The sequence below is a fragment of the Spirosoma humi genome (genome assembly GCF_054776575.1).
The window spans coordinates 348,157-364,902 of the sequence record NZ_BAAHBR010000001.1 but is presented as its reverse complement, the minus strand read 5'-3'; the positions used below and the strand labels follow the sequence as shown (position 1 = coordinate 364,902).

The following is a 16,746-nucleotide window of genomic DNA, read 5'->3' as shown; positions in this document are numbered from 1 at the left end:
TTGCTGTGATGCGGGCAAATCTACCCGCCTTTAGGCAAACAATAGATACAAATTCACAAACTTTTTGCCCCTAACTCGGTTCCAGTAGGATGAATCCTGTATTCATTTTGACTAGACAACGTTATGAAAATCAACCAACCTTTAAGCCTCCTAGCGTTAGGAACTGCGCTACTGGCAACGCCCAGTTGGGCCCAGACAACGCCCACGGGAGCGGCCACTTCGACCACGTATCCGCAGGGAGCCATCACAACCGATTCCCTGTCGGCCAAACCATCCCGTGAACAAAAACGAGCCATGAAGCGCAACCGGAAGCTGACCAATCAGGCGTCGACCAATGCAGGCACCACAAATACATCGTCACAGGACGCCGATTATCGGAAAAGTTCGGCCAGCGAAGGCACGGCGGTCAACAGCAGTAACACGACGAATTACAATAGCAATAACGTAACGAACGCCCCAACCGGTGCCGGGAGCAATCCAAACACAATGACGGCGCCTACTCCCGCCGATCAAGTGAGCAATGGACAGACTAATAGCGCGGTCCGAAGCTCATCGGGTAGCACAGGCGGTGCCTATTCTCCCAATACGGGGGCAACTGATTCGAACGCAGGTGCAGCCGAAGCGGTATCAGGCATGAAAAATAGTAAGGAGCCCGCCGTAAAGTCGGGGAGCACCGTTCGTAATACGAGCATCGGCGATTTTATTTCCTCGTCGCCAAATTACGTAACCCTGCAAAACGCCTTGCAATCGGCCGATATGTGGGAAACGTTGAAAGGCAGTGGCCCCTATACACTCTTTGCTCCAACGAATGACGCGTTTAAAAAACTTTCGTCGACCGCTCAGGGCGCTTTGTTGGACGGCAGTAACCGGGCAGCCTTGAAACAATTGCTAGCCTATCATGTGGTGAGCGGTACATTAAGCACCGATGAACTCAGCAAGCAAATCAAATCCGGTAACGGTAAAGCCCAGTTAAAAACCCTGTCAGGGGCTACTTTAACGGTCCAGGAGTCGAATGGGCGCATGACAATTACGGATGATCAGGGCAACACCGCCACCGTCGACGGGATGGATCATGGTCAGTCGAACGGTGTTGTGTACGGCATCTCTACCGTGTTGAAGCCTAAATCAGGCGTGGAGGCTTTTCGATGAGCCTAAACGAAGCCGTAGTAATCAAGTAAAATTTAGGGCATAATGCATTTTGTTCATGCGTTATGCCCTAAACTTTGTATAGTCAATAGTAGAAACAAATTCCCTTTCGCAAGCATTTTACTTTATCAGGCTTGAAACAGTTCATTTTTTGAAATTCTCTATATATTTGGCTCCTTTAACACCCACCTCGTGAAACGCCAGTCTTCTCTAGTTTCAGAAAGTGTCCTGATTGATAAGCTCACCCAGCGTGATCAGCAGGCATTTCAATGGCTCTACGATCAATATTCGCCTGCTCTGTACGGCGTTGTGCTACGCATTGTGCGCGACGACGATCAGGCAGCCGATCTCCTGCAGGACATCTTCATTAAAATCTGGAAAAACCTGGATGCGTACGACGCCAGTAAGGGCCGTCTATTCACCTGGATGCTGAATGTAGCCAGAAATACGGCTATTGATTCGCTGCGCTCCCGCAAAACACAACCCTTTGCCGCAATCCGAACCGACGAGGAGAACGTACATATTGTTGACCGGCAACACAATACGGAACAGCCCAACCCCGATCATATTGGTATCAAGGAAGTTGTCAACCAGTTAAGGCCCGACCGAAAACAGTTGATCGATCTGGTTTATTTTGGGGGATATACCCACGAAGAAGCCGCCGAAGAACTGAATCTGCCCCTGGGAACCGTCAAAACCCGGGTCAGGGCTGCGTTGCAGGAACTAAAGCAATTATTTAAATCATGAACGTCACGGAGTATATAGCATCTGGTATCTTAGAGTCTTACGTCATGGGTGCGGTGAGCGACCAGGAGCGACGCGAGGTCGAGTGCCTGTCGTCTATTTATCCTGACATACGCCAAGAGCTCGATCAGCTCTCAGAAGTTCTTGAGAGTTACGCGCTTATGCACAGCGTTGAGCCCCCCGAATCGGTTAAGGCGAAACTGATGGCCCAGCTCGATTTCGAAAAGCCTGTGCGTGAGACGATTGTTCGGCCAATGCCGGTCGATACGACGACTAACTCATCCCCTACCTTTCGGGTTACCTGGATCGTAGCCGCATCGATGGGTCTGTTATTGCTTTTGTTCTCCTTCTTCCTGCTGTCGCAATTACGGACAAACCAGAAAACACTGGCTGATTTCCGTTCCGACAATAACAAAATGCAGGCCGAAGTCCGCCAGTTACGCGATCAGAAAATGCAGGCCGATCAGGCACTGGCCGTTCTGCGCCAGCCGGGCACCCGAACGCTGGAACTGAAAGGAAACGATAAGGCTCCGCAGGGATCTATGCTTGTTTTCTGGAACAGCCAAACCCATCAGGTTGCTGTACAGGTTCAGTCACTGCCGCCTTTGCCAGCCGACAAGCAATATCAGCTCTGGTACATGGTCGGTGGCAAACCCGTTGACGCCGGCGTGTTCGATGTGTTACCGTCTTCTGATCTGATTCAGCGGCTGAATCGCTCTGTTGGTCAGGCCGAGGCCTTCGCCGTAACAGTGGAAAAACGGGGAGGTAGCCCAACACCTACCCTCTCGACGCTGCTTGCAATGGCCCCGGTAAAGGCCTGAACGGAACCCGCATCTTTCCTGTTTTACCTGCATAGGGCTTTGCTCGGTGCGTCTATTTTCTGAACAGCGTCATGGCATCAACGTTCTGAAGCGGTGGTACATTACGGGAGAGGAAATCCTCTTCAATTAAAGAGCAGTTTCAGTTCCGTATAGCAAGTCAAAAGAATAACTACAAAACAACAAAGACAATATGAAGCTTCTCCTGTCACTGGTTCTATCGGCCTGCCTGTTCTCGGCACTGGCGTTTACAACAAATGATACCCCACCCCGTCGTGTCGTGAAGACTGAAGCCGAGTGGAAGAAATTGTTAACACCCAGTCAGTTTTCGGTCCTGCGTGAGCACGGCACCGAACGGGCATTCACCAGTCCGCTCAACGACATTCACGACCACGGCACCTTCTACTGTGCCGGTTGTCACAGCCCGCTATTCTCTTCAGACACTAAGTTTGACTCCGGAACGGGCTGGCCCAGCTTTTATATGCCGATAAGCAAAACGGCGGTCAAAGAAACGACGGATAAGACCTATGGTATGGTGCGTACAGAAGTTATGTGCTCCGTGTGTGGCGGGCATCTGGGCCACGTGTTTAATGATGGACCGAAACCTACGGGTCTTCGTTATTGCATGAATGGCGTTGCCATGACTTTCGAGAAGAAATAGACCAATTGAATCGGGAAACGATCCAATCATTCTTCTCCAATATTATTTTTCTGGTTTCGGCTAAAATAACCAGGTCAAAATCAGCCGGGTCGTGCAAGCGGCCCGGCTTTCGTATATCACATCGGTCGAAAATACGTTATATTTGAGGCCCGGCCTGGATTGGCCCGGTCTGGTTGGACCCGAAATGTGTTTTCGACGGTCACCGATTCGGTGCTACCGGGACGTTGGCATCGTTATCCCAAGCCAACACTGAATTAATTAGGTTATTCTTCGACTATTAACGCATGAGTCAATACAGGGAGCGATTCCGCGCTGTTCGGCACGCTTTTGGCGAATTTAGACGACGTCAAAAATTAGCAGGCAATGTCAGGCGTAGAGTTGGCCATCACCTAGTGCGCGTCGCGGGTGAAGAGCGCGTCAATGCCTGGGTCAGTACCTACCGTGGCTACCGCAATCAGTTTCGTTCGTTTGTTCATCGGTACATCGATCCCGATTCCTGGTATTACCCTGTTCTCAAAAACGGCACGAAAGGCGCGCTCTGGATTTCATTGCTCCTGGGGCTTTATGTGTTTGTCCTCAACTACAACTTTCTGTATCTAACGGGAGCAATGCCCAGCGTTGAAGAGCTGAAGAACCCCAAGCTCAACCAATCATCCGAAATCTATTCACAGGATGGGGTAATGATCGGCAAATTCTACGCCGAAAACCGGACGCCCATTAAGTACGAAAACATTCCAAAGCAACTGATCAATGCATTGATCGCCACCGAAGATGTCAGGTTTTACGACCATAGTGGTGTCGACCCCCGCGCTATTGGCCGGGCGGTGGTTAGCTTTGGCCGCGATGGTGGTGGCTCGACCATCACCCAGCAACTGGCGAAAAACCTTTTCAAGACCCGCCGAAAAACCAGCACAGGTTTATTGACGCGCATTCCATTTATTCGAAAAGTTATTTACAAATCGAAGGAGTGGCTGATGGCGCTCAAGCTGGAGCGGAATTTTTCGAAAGATGAAATCATCACCTATTATTTTAATACGGTTGATTTTGGCAGCAATGCATTTGGCCTGAAAACAGCGGCCCGTACGTTTTTCAACAAAGCCCCCGACAGTCTGAACGTGCAGGAAGGAGCCGTACTGGTGGGGCTGCAAAAAGCGACAACGAATTACAACCCACTCAAAAATCCGCAGCGTTCCCGCGAACGTCGGAACATCGTGCTGGGGCAAATGGCAAAGTATAAATTTCTGACCAAAGCCCAGGCCGACTCCATCAGCGCCTTGCCCCTGGTAACCGAGTTTACACCCGAAAACCCCTACTCCGGCCCCGCCAGCTACCTGAAAAACGTGGTGCAGGATTACGTAAAAAAGTGGGGCGAAGAAAACGGTTATGACCTGTATACGGATGGCCTGCGCATCATAACCACCATCGACTCGCGGATGCAGACCTATGCCGAAGAAGCGACCAGCGAGAAAATGAAGCAGCTCCAGCGTTCGTTCGATAACCACTGGCGGGATCGAAAGCCCTGGACAAACGAAGATGGGGACGAAATTCCGGGCTTCATCGACTCCGTTGCCCGCCGAACCGAACGCTATAAATCCCTCAGTCGACGGTTTATGCCCCTGTATCCGGACTCCATCATGTACTATATGAAGAATGTGAAGTACAAGATGCGGGTGTTTAGCTGGAGTAACAAACGGGGCTACGACTCTGTCGAGATGACGCCCTACGATTCCATTGCTTATTACAAACGTTTTCTGCAATCGGGAATGGTGGCTATGGACCCGCGTACGGGCTACATCCGGGCCTGGGTTGGTGGTTTGGATTACGATTATTTCAAATATGACCACGTCAAGCAGGGCAAACGACAACCCGGCTCGACCTTCAAACCATTCGTTTATACCACCGCGATTGATGATACCCTCATCAACCTGAGTCCCTGCGACCGGATACAGGACAGGCCATTCCGAAAGGAATACCGCGAAAATGGCGAGGATAAGGTGTGGGAGCCCAAGAATTCGACCGGCTATTACTCGTACTCGAACATGACTTTACGCCGGGCTATGGCCCGATCGGTCAACTCCATCACGGCCCAGTTGACCGACCGAGTTACTCCCGAACGTGTCGCTCAGTATGCACACCGGATGGGCATTAAAAGCCGCCTGGAAGCCGTGCCCTCTATCGGCCTGGGCTCATCCGATGTTTCTCTTTATGAACTGGTTGCCGCCTATTGTACATTCGTAAACGATGGCGAATCGACCGAACCGATCATTGTTCAGCGAATCGAAGACCGGGATGGTAACGTTATCGAGACGTTTACGAGCCAGCATAAACGAGCAATCAGTTCCGAAACAGCTTTTCTTATGCGCTACATGCTGCAGGGAGGCCTGCAGGAATCGGGGGGTACATCGCAGAATCTGTGGTCGTTCGACCTGTTTAAAAACCATAATGAAATGGGGGGCAAAACGGGAACAACCTCCAACAACTCCGACGGCTGGTTTGTGGGGGTATCCAATAATCTGATCGTTGGTGCGTGGGTCGGTGGCGATGACCGAAGTATCCACTTCCGTTCCACAGATCTGGGCGAAGGAGCCAAAACAGCTTTGCCGCTCGTTGGCAGTTTTCTGGAAAAGGTCTACCGTGATCCTAAGTTCAAGAACCTACAGGGCCCGTTTCCGAAAGCAGAAGGCATTACAAAAGAATACCTGAACTGTGGCTATTCTGACGACGAAGAAACAACGTCAGAATCTGACTCTACCGACACATCGAGTGACGTGAGTGACTCAACGTTTGTACCCGTTGCGCCTGCTCCAGATCCGACCACTCCGCCCGATACGACAAGAAATCAGTAACCAATTCATTAAAAGACCGGCTTTTTCAGTCAATAGGTCTGCATGAGTAAGGAATTTTCCTCACTACATGCAGACCTATTGACTTTCAGCATCTTCGATCGTCTACAATAGTCTACCGGCTATTTCAAAAAGCCCCATTTGAGGCATCAATGGGTCTGGTCCTTGCCTTTTTTCCTGAAAAATGAATGTACCAGTAAATAATCTCAAACGGAATGGGCAATAATTTGCTAAACTTTTAGCCGGGTATTGAGAGTTATTCATATACACAATGAAGTTATGAAACTATTCACACGGGTTTTTCGCTGGGCAATCCTTACGATACTTATTCTGGCTGTTGGCGTACTGGTTGTCGCCTGGTTTGTCGACTCCCGGCAAACAGATCAGGAGCTGGCGGAGGAGTTTAAAGAACAGCCTATTCGTCCAGTTGTCCATTACTATCAGGTTACCGATCCCGGCTCACAGACTCCCAGAACCATTCGGTTTATGGAAACGCCTGCTCCGGCCGCCGATTCTGCTTTGCCCGTTGTGTTATTTGTGCACGGAGCCCCCAGTTCGTTGTCTTTCTTCAATGAATTTTTCAAAGATACAACGCTTCTGAGTCGTGCCCGTTTGGTAGCGGTTGACCGGCCGGGGTATGGATATTCCGATTTTGGTCGGGTCGAAACGTCGATCATCCGTCAGGCAGAATTCTTGCAGCCACTCATTAATCGCTACAAGAATGCGCCATATCTAATGATTGTTGGCTCATCGTATGGCGGCTCCGTAACGGCCCGCCTGGCGATGAACAACCCGGATCGTGTCGATCACGTTGTGTTCGTTTCGTCGGCGCTGGGGCCAGGCCTGGAGCGAACGTACCCCATCAGTTATTTTGCCGACAGTCCGCTTATTCATTGGGGAGTTCCACCCCTGCTTCGGCTGGCCAACGATGAAAAGCTGGCCCATCGGCACGCGCTGGAAGCCATCTTGCCGGACTGGCCAAAAATTCGGGCGAGGATCACGATGCTGCACGGACAGCGCGACGAGCTGGTTTATCCTACCAACGTTTCATTTGCTCAACATCATTTGGTCAATGCAGAAGTGAAGCAGTTTATTCTTCCCGAAAACCGCCACGACATTGTATTCAACAAACGGGAATATATGACCGACATCATTCTGGACATCCTGACGCAACGCGATGTAAAAGAAACGGTGAAGGCCAAGCCGATAGCTGTGAAAGCCCTGGCAGACGAAACAACCAGCCTCTAGGCAGTTATTTCGATTCGATTTTCTTCGGGGTCAAGAACAACACTCTCGTAATAGCCATCGCCCGTATGCCGGGGCTCTCCGACAATAGTATACCCATCCGTCCTGAGCCGATGGGTCAGCGCATCAACGGCATCTTTGCTGCCCACGGAAATGGCAAAATGAATGAGGCCCATGAATTGCAGAAGGGCCTCATTTTTCGTATCCGGTATACCCGGCATCTGCATGATTTCCAGCCGTGAACCGCCATCCGGAAACGTCAGAAAATACGACGAAAACCCTTTTCTGACGTTCGTGTAGATCTTATTGGCGGTAGCCCCAAAATACGTTTCGTAGAAGGTTCGCATCGGGTTAAGGTCGCGAACCCATAAGGCAATGTGGTCGATATGCATCCAGCAAAGGTCAATTTAATTCGGCAGCAAAAATAGCCATGACAGCTCCTGGACAAAAGAGGCTCTGTTGACCAAAGTCGGTTTTGTATTACCCGGTTTTAGTCGGCAGTTTTGAGGTTATTACCCTGACAAACTAATTGTTTCTGGAGATTTACGGGCGCGCACCCGTAAATCTCGTGCTGTTATGTCTTTTTAGTAAGAATTAGCCCCTGCTCGCATGAAAACCCGGCCGTACGCCCGAAGAACATTTTTGAAAAATATGGCGCTGGGAAGCGTATCGATCAGCATGCCTGCATCGATCTGGGCAAACAACCAGGCAGTTGAGAAAGGGAAACGGGTTGGTATTATTGGGCTGGACACGTCTCATAGTACAGCGTTCACGAAAGTGCTGAATGCCCCGGAAGCGAATCCAGCGTATGCAGGGTATAAAGTTGTAGCGGCTTATCCATACGGCAGTAAAGACATCGAAAGCAGCACAACACGCATTCCGGCCTACACGGACGAAGTGAAGAAACTACATGTCGAGATCGTTGATTCCATCGATGCTCTCTTACGAAAAGTCGATGTTGTTCTGCTCGAAACAAACGACGGGCGGTTGCATCGTGAGCAGGCGATCCAGGTATTGAAAGCCGGCAAACGCGTGTTTATTGACAAACCCATCGCAGCCTCGCTTGCCGATGTAGTGGCTATTTTTGCGGCTTCCAAAACCTACGGAATACCCGTCTTCTCGGCCTCATCCCTTCGCTACATCACAGGCATTGAGACTATTGACAGAAGCCAGGTACTGGGAGCCGACACATTTAGTCCGGCGGTGCTGGAGAAAACACATCCCGATTTTTTCTGGTACGGCGTTCATGGTGTCGAAACACTTTATACGGTGATGGGTACCGGTTGTCGGGAGGTAATTCGGGTGCATACCAACGATACAGACATCGTTGTGGGAACCTGGGCCGATGGACGCCTTGGAACGTTTCGAGGTACGCGAACGGGCAAGCACGACTACGGTGGCACGGTCTACACCCGAAATGGAAATGTTCGGCTGGGACCCTACGGAGGCTACGAACCGTTGCTCAAAGAAATCATTGCTTATTTCGAAACAGGGAAAGTCCCGGTTTCACCGGAGGAAACCACCGAAATTTTTGCGTTTATGGAAGCGGCTGATGAAAGTAAACGCCGGGGCGGAACGCCCGTTACGCTGGCCAGCGTGATGGCCAACCTGAAGCCGTAATCCTTTTCCTTTTTAACGAAACCCGACCTGTTTTTTACGAATACAACTATGAAAACTACGGAACCCATCACGCCTACCGATTCCCGCAGAGATTTTATCCGAAAAAGCCTACTCTCTACCGCAGCCTTGTCGGTGGGGGGTGTTTTACCTGGTTTCAGTCCCCAAAGTTACGCCCGTATTCTGGGGGCCAACGAAAAAGTGCGGGTGGGCATGATGGGTGTTAACAGCCGTGGGCTGGCACTGGCAGAAAATTTTGCGCTCCAGCCGAATTGTGAGGTCATCGCTGTATCGGATGTCGATACGCGGGCCGCCGACAAATGCATAACGGTTGTTGAAGGAGCACAAAAACGGAAACCAAAGAATCAGCCTGATTTCCGAAAGGCGCTGGACGATAAAGACATAGACGCGCTGGTCGTAGCCGCTCCCGATCACTGGCACGCGCCCGCAGCCATTCTGGCTTCTAAAGCGGGTAAACACGTCTATCTGGAAAAGCCGTGCAGTCATAATCCGCACGAGGGCGAACTGCTGCTGGCAGCCGCGAAGAAATACAAGAATGTCATTCAAATGGGTAACCAGCGCCGGTCATGGCCCAACGTGGCTCAGGCCATTGGGGCGGTACAGACCGGCGTCATTGGGCGACCTTATTTTGCCAAAGGGTGGTATACCAATAATCGGGCATCGATTGGTGTCGGCAAAGCGGTAGCTGTTCCTGCCTGGCTAGACTACGATCTGTGGCAGGGGCCAGCGCCCAGAAAAGCGTACAAAGACAACCTCATTCACTACAACTGGCACTGGCTATGGCACTGGGGCACGGGTGAAGCGTTGAATAATGGTACGCACATGGTTGACCTGATGCGCTGGGGTATGGGCGTAACATTCCCGACAAAAGTGACCTCTTCCGGTGGCCGCTATCGCTATAAAGACGACTGGGAAGCGCCGGATACGCAGGTCATTACGCTGGAATTTCCCAACAATACGGCCATAACCTGGGAGGGGCGAAGCTGCAACGGACGAACCGTCGAAGGTACTAGCGTAGGCGTTATGTTCTACGGAGATACCGGTTCGCTCCTGATCGAATCAGGCAACTCCTACAAGATTTTCGATCTGGAGAACAAGCTGGTGAAAGAAGTAAAAAATGACCTTCCCATTGATCCCCGCAACAAGATGAATCCGTCGCAGGCGCTGGATGCCATTCACCTTCAGAACTTTTTCGATAGCATACGAAAAGGAACGGCGCTGGCCTCGGATATTGTCGGTGGTCACCAGAGCACGTTGCTTTGCCAGTTAGGGAATATTGCCTTACGGTCGGGCGGGATGCTCACCACCGACCCCGCCAACGGGCATATTATCAATAACAAAGAAGCCGAAAAACTTTGGCGACGAGACTACCAGAAAGGTTGGGAGCCGACCGTCTGATGGGTACTCATCATTACTCGTTACTCTATAACCGACATGAACTCCCTGGCCATTGACGACCACAGGCTTAACAAACGCGGGACCACCATTTCCATGCTGCTCGTTGGGCTGATGTTTTTTATTTTTGGATTCGTTTCCTGGGTAAACTCCATCCTGATTCCTTATTTCAAGATTGCCTGTGAGCTAACAAGTTTCCAGGCTTATCTGGTGGCTTTTGCTTTCTACATTGCCTACTTCATTATGTCCATTCCGGCCTCCTACCTGTTGAAAGCCGTTGGTTTTAAAAAAGGCATGATGATCGGCTTCTGGGCAATGGCCCTGGGTGCATTCATTTTCATCCCCGCTGCCCAGACCCGTACGTACGAAATCTTTCTGATGGGTCTGTTTACGATTGGCATCGGTCTGGCCATTCTGCAAACGGCGGCCAATCCTTATGTGACCATGCTCGGCCCAACGGAGCGGGCAGCGCAACGAATCAGCATAATGGGCATTTGCAACAAAGCCGCGGGTATTTTATCGCCCCTCGTTTTTGCCGCGGTCATTCTGCGTCCTACGGATACGGACCTCTTCGCTCAGCTAAGCACAATGGGCGTTGCCCAACGGGGGGCGGCTCTGGATGAGCTTGTCCGGCGGGTAATTCCGCCCTATACCGTACTGGGAATTTTCCTGTTTGTGCTGGGCTATCTGGTTTACCGCTCTCCCCTCCCCGAGCTGAACACCGAACAGGAAAGCCCGGACGTAGCGACTGCCAACGCGGGGAAAACCAGCATTTTGCAATTTCCTCACCTGATTCTGGGTGCGTTGGCTATTTTCCTGCACGTAGGCACCCAGGTCATTGCCATTGATACCATTATTGGCTACGCTGGTTCAATGGGTATTAGTTTGCTGGAAGCCAAGGTATTTCCCTCGTACACCCTTTTCTGTACCATTTGCGGGTATGTGATCGGAATTATTGCCATTCCCCGATTTATCAGCCAGGTAAACGCCCTGCGAATATGCACCCTGCTGGGCACCGGCTTTACGTTACTCATCATTTTTACCAGAGGAGCCTTCTCCTTTTTAGGGCATCAAACGGATGTGTCGATCTGGTTCGTGGTCTTGCTGGGGCTGGCCAATTCGCTGATCTGGGCGGGCATCTGGCCACTGGCGCTGGATGGATTGGGGCGGTTCACGAAGTTGGGCGCGTCCATCTTGATTATGGGTCTTTGCGGAAATGCGATCATGCCTCTCTTCTACGGCTATTTTGCCGATCGGTTCGATCTGCGTACTGCCTATTGGGTACTGTTTCCCTGTTACCTTTACCTGGTTTTTTACGCCCAAAAAGGGCATCAGCCACGCAAATGGGACTTTTAAAAATTAGCAACGGCACCCTGGTTACGCCCTATCGCTATATCCGGGGCGGAACCCTCGTTCTGGAGGATGGCCTCATTCAGGGCATTCATGAGCGCGATGTAGACGTGCCCGAGGCAACTGAACTGGATGCCCGAGGCAATTATGTGGCGCCTGGTTTCATTGATATTCACGTACATGGTGGGGGCGGACACGACTTCATGGATGGTACGGAAGAAGCGTTTCTCAACATTGCGAACCTTCACGCCCGCTACGGCACTACGTCGCTGGTGCCAACTACGCTGACGGCCGAGAAAGATGACCTCCTGCAAACCCTGGATGTATATGAGCGCGCTAATCGAGCCAATCACCAGGGGGCTGGTTTTCTGGGTATTCATCTGGAAGGCCCCTACTTTGCGTTGAGTCAACGGGGGGCGCAGGACCCGCGTTACATCCGTAACCCTGATCCACGGGAATACGAAGAAATTCTGGCGTATTCCTCCTCCATTGTTCGCTGGAGTGCTGCACCCGAGCTACAGGGTGCCATTCCCTTTGGCCGTCGCCTGCGCGAAAAAGGCATTATTGCCGCGGTGGCCCATACCGATGCGATCTACGAGGACGTTCTGGCGGCCTACGAGAGTGGCTATACGCTGGCTACCCATCTCTACTCAGCCATGTCGGGCGTAACGCGCCGGAATGCCTTTCGGTATGCCGGTGTTATTGAAAGCGCTTATCTACTCGATATGGATGTTGAGATCATTGCGGATGGCGTCCATTTGCCCCCGCCTTTGCTCAAGCTGGTGTATAAGATCAAAGGAGCCGACCGAACAGCGCTGATTACCGATGCCATGCGGGCCGCCGGTATGCCCGAAGGTGAAAGTGTACTGGGTTCGCTGAAAGATGGCCTGAAGGTCATTGTCGAAGACGGCGTGGCCAAACTGCCCGACCGCAGTTCGTTTGCCGGGAGCGTTGCCACGACCAATCAGCTCGTTCGGCAGATGGTCCGGCTGGCGGATGTGCCGCTTCTGGAAGCTGTTCGAATGGCCAGCACCACGCCCGCGCGTATCATGGGCGTTGACGCACGTAAAGGATCGCTGATGGTTGGTAAAGACGCGGATCTGGTCATTTTCGACGACAATCTGACTGTCGCAGCAACGCTTGTCAACGGAAAAATTATCTATTCAACTAACTCAACACGAACCAAATGACCTTTTTATCCAAGCAGGCCAGCCGCACGTTCACCGTTGACCAGCTTCAGGTCAACTTATTCACGAACCGACAACAACTTGGCCAACAGGCTGCTCAGGCCGTTGCCACCCAAATCAGAGAGTTGCACTTATCACAGGATTTCGTCAACATCATTTTTGCCTCTGCCCCTTCACAAAATGAATTTTTGACCGCCTTGACACAGGAGGCCGACTTGGACTGGAGCCGAATCCGGGGGTTCCACATGGATGAATACATGGGTTTGCCAGCGGATGCTCCGCAACGTTTTGGGGCGTACCTGAAAGAGCAGCTTTTTGATAAAGTGCCCATAAAAGAGGTGTATTACCTGGATGGCAACGCTGTGGATTCACAACAGGAATGCCTGCGTTATAGCGCCCTGCTCGAACAATACCCGACGGATATTGTCTGCATGGGCATTGGGGAGAACTGCCACATTGCATTCAACGATCCGCACGTAGCCGACTTTAACGACCCGGACCTGGTTAAAAAAGTCCAGTTGGATTTGACCAGCCGGCAGCAACAGGTTCATGATGCCTGCTTTGTTTCCCTGGAGCAGGTCCCGGAATACGCGCTTACGTTAACCATTCCGGCGCTGGTACGCGCCCGGTATCTGTTTTGCATGGTACCAGCCAGCCACAAAGCCGAAGCCATCAACCATACGCTATCCGACCCTATTTCGGAGACATATCCGGCAACTATTTTACGGTCACACCCAAACGCCACCCTATTCATCGATCAGGATAGCGGAGCGCACTATCTGAAAGAAACGGCATTCGTTGACTAAACAGTGTCCTGTCCGATCCAACTCGTTATAGCACCAGCATGGGCATCCAGAACACGCCATCGCCTAGCCAGCGATACCGTTCATTTTTGAGAAAGTAGTCAGGATATCGCTGAATGCCGTATAAAGTTACGCTCATCAACGAGAGCATCAGTCCTGACCGCTGGGCAAATCGGTCAGCGGTCAGGAAACAGAGGGCAAAACCCGTCAGCACAATGACCAGTGCCAGCCAGCGCAGAATTAAATCGCAACGACCTAATCCCCAGGCCGTTGCCAGCGAAAAGGTTGGTTGCTCAGGTATTTCAAGTTGCTCCATAACGGCAAACAACAGTAGGTTTTGCAATGCGATACCCGCAAACATGGCCCCCTGAACAACTTCGATGGTACTCACCGAAGGCCGTTGCACCCAGACACTTCCCCACACACCAGCCGTATACAATAGAGCCACCAGAGGCTCCTTCAGTAATAGCGCCGGATGACGGGCCGGAAGCCGAAACACCATGACCACATAAGCCACACAAATTCCGCCCAGCACAAGGCCAAATTTGATGACACTCGCTGGCAGAAAAAACAGGAGTATAAACGTTCCGATAGCCGCCCCGATCACTACCCGCCAAAGCAAAGCAGCGTGCGTACGATGAAACCGATGACGGGCCGTGAGCGGTTGGCTGCCCGGATCGACACTGTGCTTTCGGACATCGAGCAGACGATCAACGGTGTAGATAATAAACACAACCAGGGCCAGCACGATGGGTGTAGCCCAATGCACCGGATCGACGTCGGACAGACGTGTAGCCATGCGATTGGATAATACAGCTCCCATAACGACGGGAAAGCTCAGGTAGTAAACGGTACGTAAATAATTGAGCAAAGGATGTAATTTGTCATGAAGCGGAGTCGACACGACAGGCCCCGCTACGTTTTGTTTGTAAATAACACAGACACAAGCCCGGACTTTTGTTGCTGTCTGCGAATCAGTAACCCGGCGGAGTTAAAACGGTTCAGGTGGAGTTAGCCAGGGCTCCTGCCGGTTAAGTACCTCAATGGCCTGCCCCACCCGTAACGTTCCCAGAGTGAGTTCGCCGGTTGGTTTGGCCAGCACATTTTGACCAAACAAAATTTTGTGTTTCCACTGGCGATACGTTGCCAGCGTCCGCAACGGCTCCCTACCCTTCTGCCCCGTTTCGGGATCAATGGTCGTTAAGACGCAACGGGCGCAGGGCTTAACCCCAAAGAAATCCACATCGCCAATTCGAAAGTGCTGCCAGGCATCTTCTTCGTTTGGCAAACTCCCGGCAACCACAATGTTCGGCCGGAAACGCAGCATCGTAATTGGTTCCTCCAGCCGCCGATTCAGGTGATCGAGCGATGCCTGGCCAATGAGCAGATAAGGATATCCATCGGCAAAGCTTACGGCATCATTCTCGCGGGCATAATAGGGGTCCACATCGCGATGGGTCGTTTCGGGCATGTAGACCAGGCGGCAGGGTTTTTCAAGAACGCGGCTGAACCACTGGTCGGCTTCAGGGCTGACCACCAGCGCAGGCACGTTGCTGCTATCCCAAATGTTAACCCCTATTGTTTCACCCTCGGCTTCTATCGGTAAGGCCAGCGGAAGCGTCAGCACATCGTCTGGGCGATGGCGGTGCCAGACACGTAACCCGACGGTACCATCCATAGCCACAGCCAGCAGGGCCATCTGGTGATGGGTACGCTGGGTCATAAAATCGCCATGGGGATCAACCAGCATAAATCGCCGGTCGTAGCGAAATCCTTTCCCCTCAACGACCGTCTCGGTTACAGAAATAGCACCCAGTGACTTGATCGGATAGATTAAGAGTTCAGAAATAATCATCACAGTTTGTGGTTTTGCGTCCATTTCTCACATACTCATTCGTGGCATGGGGCTAACGGTTTGCGCCGTGAATTCGCCCAGTTCGTATTTGAACTGGGCGGCCATAGCGATCATAGCGGCATTGTCCGTACAGTACTCAAACCGAGGAATATATATGTTCCAGCCCTGCGCCTGACCGAGCTGTGTAAGGGCCGTTCGCAATCCGCTGTTGGCCGATACGCCCCCGGCAATGGCAATGTCCCGAATGCCCGTTTCCCGAGCCGCCCGCTTCAGTTTCGTTAGCAACATCTGGACCAGCGTATACTGAATACTCGCGCAAATATCGGGTAGATTCTGGGCAATGAACTCCGTGTTGGTTTTCATATTATCCCGCAAAAAATACAGGATGGCAGTTTTAATACCACTAAACGAAAAATCAAGATTGGCCATTTCGCTCATGGGAAACCTGAACGCAAGCGGGTTACCTTCTTTGGCATACTTATCAATCAGTGGGCCACCGGGATAAGGCAGGCCGAGCAACTTGGCCGATTTATCGAACGCTTCGCCCACGGCATCATCCAGAGTCTGCCCCAAAACGGCCATGTTCAGTGGCCCATCGACGCGCACGATCTGGGTGTGCCCTCCGCTTACGGTCAAGCACAGAAATGGAAAGGCCGGCCGGGGCGCTTCAATGAAGTGCGCCAACACATGCGCCTGCATATGGTTTACTTCAATAAGCGGGATATTCAGGCCCAGGGCCATTGCTTTGGCGAAGGAAGTTCCCACCAGCAACGATCCCAGCAAACCGGGCCCACGCGTAAAAGCAATGGCCGATAGCTCATTTTTAGGTAACTTTGCGTCGGCTAATGCCCGCTCAACCACGGGCAGAATATGCTGCTGGTGAGCCCTTGAGGCCAGCTCCGGCACAACGCCACCGTATTGTTCATGAATTAACTGAGTAGCAATTACGTTCGACAAAAGATGCCCGTTGGCTAAAACTGCCGCCGACGTCTCGTCGCAGGAAGACTCAATGGCTAAAATGTTCACCGTACAAAACTAATGGATAATGATTTCTATACTAC

15 protein-coding genes are annotated in these 16,746 nt (G+C 51.7%); 11 read left to right on the top strand and 4 right to left on the bottom strand.

Annotated elements, in window-relative coordinates; genetic code table 11:
- The first annotated feature begins 123 nt into the window (after positions 1 to 123).
- From ACYU8Y_RS01565 to ACYU8Y_RS01540, 6 genes are all read left to right on the top strand, one after another.
- Positions 124 to 1,149, top strand: coding sequence for a fasciclin domain-containing protein (locus tag ACYU8Y_RS01565; RefSeq protein ID WP_460933485.1), 1,026 nt, complete (start codon positions 124 to 126; stop codon positions 1,147 to 1,149).
- Positions 1,150 to 1,338: 189 nt separating this feature from the next.
- Positions 1,339 to 1,893: an RNA polymerase sigma factor gene (locus ACYU8Y_RS01560; protein WP_460933483.1), complete on the top strand. Its 555-nt coding sequence runs from the start codon at positions 1,339 to 1,341 to the stop codon at positions 1,891 to 1,893.
- A complete protein-coding gene (locus ACYU8Y_RS01555) occupies positions 1,890 to 2,711 on the top strand; it encodes an anti-sigma factor (protein ID WP_460933481.1) in 822 nt (273 codons plus the stop codon). Before ACYU8Y_RS01560 ends, ACYU8Y_RS01555 begins: the two co-directional genes overlap by 4 nt.
- A gap of 190 nt (positions 2,712 to 2,901) precedes the next feature.
- On the top strand, positions 2,902 to 3,369 hold the full coding sequence (gene msrB, locus ACYU8Y_RS01550; protein WP_460933479.1) for a peptide-methionine (R)-S-oxide reductase MsrB: 468 nt from the start codon (positions 2,902 to 2,904) through the stop codon (positions 3,367 to 3,369).
- 284 nt (positions 3,370 to 3,653) lie between these two features.
- Entirely contained in the window at positions 3,654 to 6,215 is a 2,562-nt protein-coding gene (locus tag ACYU8Y_RS01545; RefSeq protein WP_460933477.1) for a penicillin-binding protein 1A, read from the top strand.
- 276 nt (positions 6,216 to 6,491) lie between these two features.
- The gene (locus ACYU8Y_RS01540; protein WP_460933475.1) at positions 6,492 to 7,460 is read left to right on the top strand and encodes an alpha/beta fold hydrolase; all 969 of its coding nucleotides are present in this window, start codon (positions 6,492 to 6,494) and stop codon (positions 7,458 to 7,460) included.
- Here the strand turns inward: ACYU8Y_RS01540 and ACYU8Y_RS01535 are convergent.
- Entirely contained in the window at positions 7,457 to 7,849 is a 393-nt protein-coding gene (locus ACYU8Y_RS01535; protein WP_460933473.1) for a VOC family protein, read from the bottom strand. The genes ACYU8Y_RS01540 and ACYU8Y_RS01535 overlap by 4 nt on opposite strands.
- Positions 7,850 to 8,066: 217 nt before the next feature.
- Here ACYU8Y_RS01535 and ACYU8Y_RS01530 point away from each other — a divergent pair, with 217 nt between their 5' ends.
- From ACYU8Y_RS01530 to ACYU8Y_RS01510, 5 genes are read left to right on the top strand one after another with little or no spacing between them, the layout of a single operon-like run.
- Positions 8,067 to 9,077 carry a Gfo/Idh/MocA family protein gene (locus tag ACYU8Y_RS01530; protein WP_460933471.1) on the top strand — a complete coding sequence of 337 codons (1,011 nt, stop codon included), beginning with the start codon at positions 8,067 to 8,069 and terminating at the stop codon, positions 9,075 to 9,077.
- 48 nt (positions 9,078 to 9,125) lie between these two features.
- A complete protein-coding gene (locus ACYU8Y_RS01525; RefSeq protein WP_460933469.1) occupies positions 9,126 to 10,493 on the top strand; it encodes a Gfo/Idh/MocA family protein in 1,368 nt (455 codons plus the stop codon).
- Positions 10,494 to 10,529: 36 nt separating this feature from the next.
- The gene (locus ACYU8Y_RS01520; RefSeq protein ID WP_460933467.1) at positions 10,530 to 11,846 is read left to right on the top strand and encodes a sugar MFS transporter; all 1,317 of its coding nucleotides are present in this window, start codon (positions 10,530 to 10,532) and stop codon (positions 11,844 to 11,846) included.
- The gene (gene nagA / locus ACYU8Y_RS01515) at positions 11,834 to 13,030 is read left to right on the top strand and encodes an N-acetylglucosamine-6-phosphate deacetylase (RefSeq protein WP_460933465.1); all 1,197 of its coding nucleotides are present in this window, start codon (positions 11,834 to 11,836) and stop codon (positions 13,028 to 13,030) included. Before ACYU8Y_RS01520 ends, nagA begins: the two co-directional genes overlap by 13 nt.
- Positions 13,027 to 13,833 (top strand): glucosamine-6-phosphate deaminase, encoded by an 807-nt coding sequence (locus ACYU8Y_RS01510; RefSeq protein WP_460933463.1) that lies wholly within the window; start codon positions 13,027 to 13,029, stop codon positions 13,831 to 13,833. Before nagA ends, ACYU8Y_RS01510 begins: the two co-directional genes overlap by 4 nt.
- 25 nt (positions 13,834 to 13,858) lie before the next feature.
- Here the strand turns inward: ACYU8Y_RS01510 and ACYU8Y_RS01505 are convergent, their stop codons facing one another.
- The 3 genes from ACYU8Y_RS01505 to tsaD form a co-directional block, all read right to left on the bottom strand.
- Positions 13,859 to 14,629 (bottom strand): hypothetical protein, encoded by a 771-nt coding sequence (locus tag ACYU8Y_RS01505; protein ID WP_460933461.1) that lies wholly within the window; start codon positions 14,627 to 14,629, stop codon positions 13,859 to 13,861.
- A 192-nt stretch (positions 14,630 to 14,821) separates the two neighbouring features.
- On the bottom strand, positions 14,822 to 15,685 hold the full coding sequence (locus ACYU8Y_RS01500) for an MOSC domain-containing protein (protein WP_460933459.1): 864 nt from the start codon (positions 15,683 to 15,685) through the stop codon (positions 14,822 to 14,824).
- A 27-nt stretch (positions 15,686 to 15,712) separates the two neighbouring features.
- Positions 15,713 to 16,711: a tRNA (adenosine(37)-N6)-threonylcarbamoyltransferase complex transferase subunit TsaD gene (gene tsaD, locus ACYU8Y_RS01495; protein WP_460933457.1), complete on the bottom strand. Its 999-nt coding sequence runs from the start codon at positions 16,709 to 16,711 to the stop codon at positions 15,713 to 15,715.
- Positions 16,712 to 16,746: the final 35 nt, after the last annotated feature.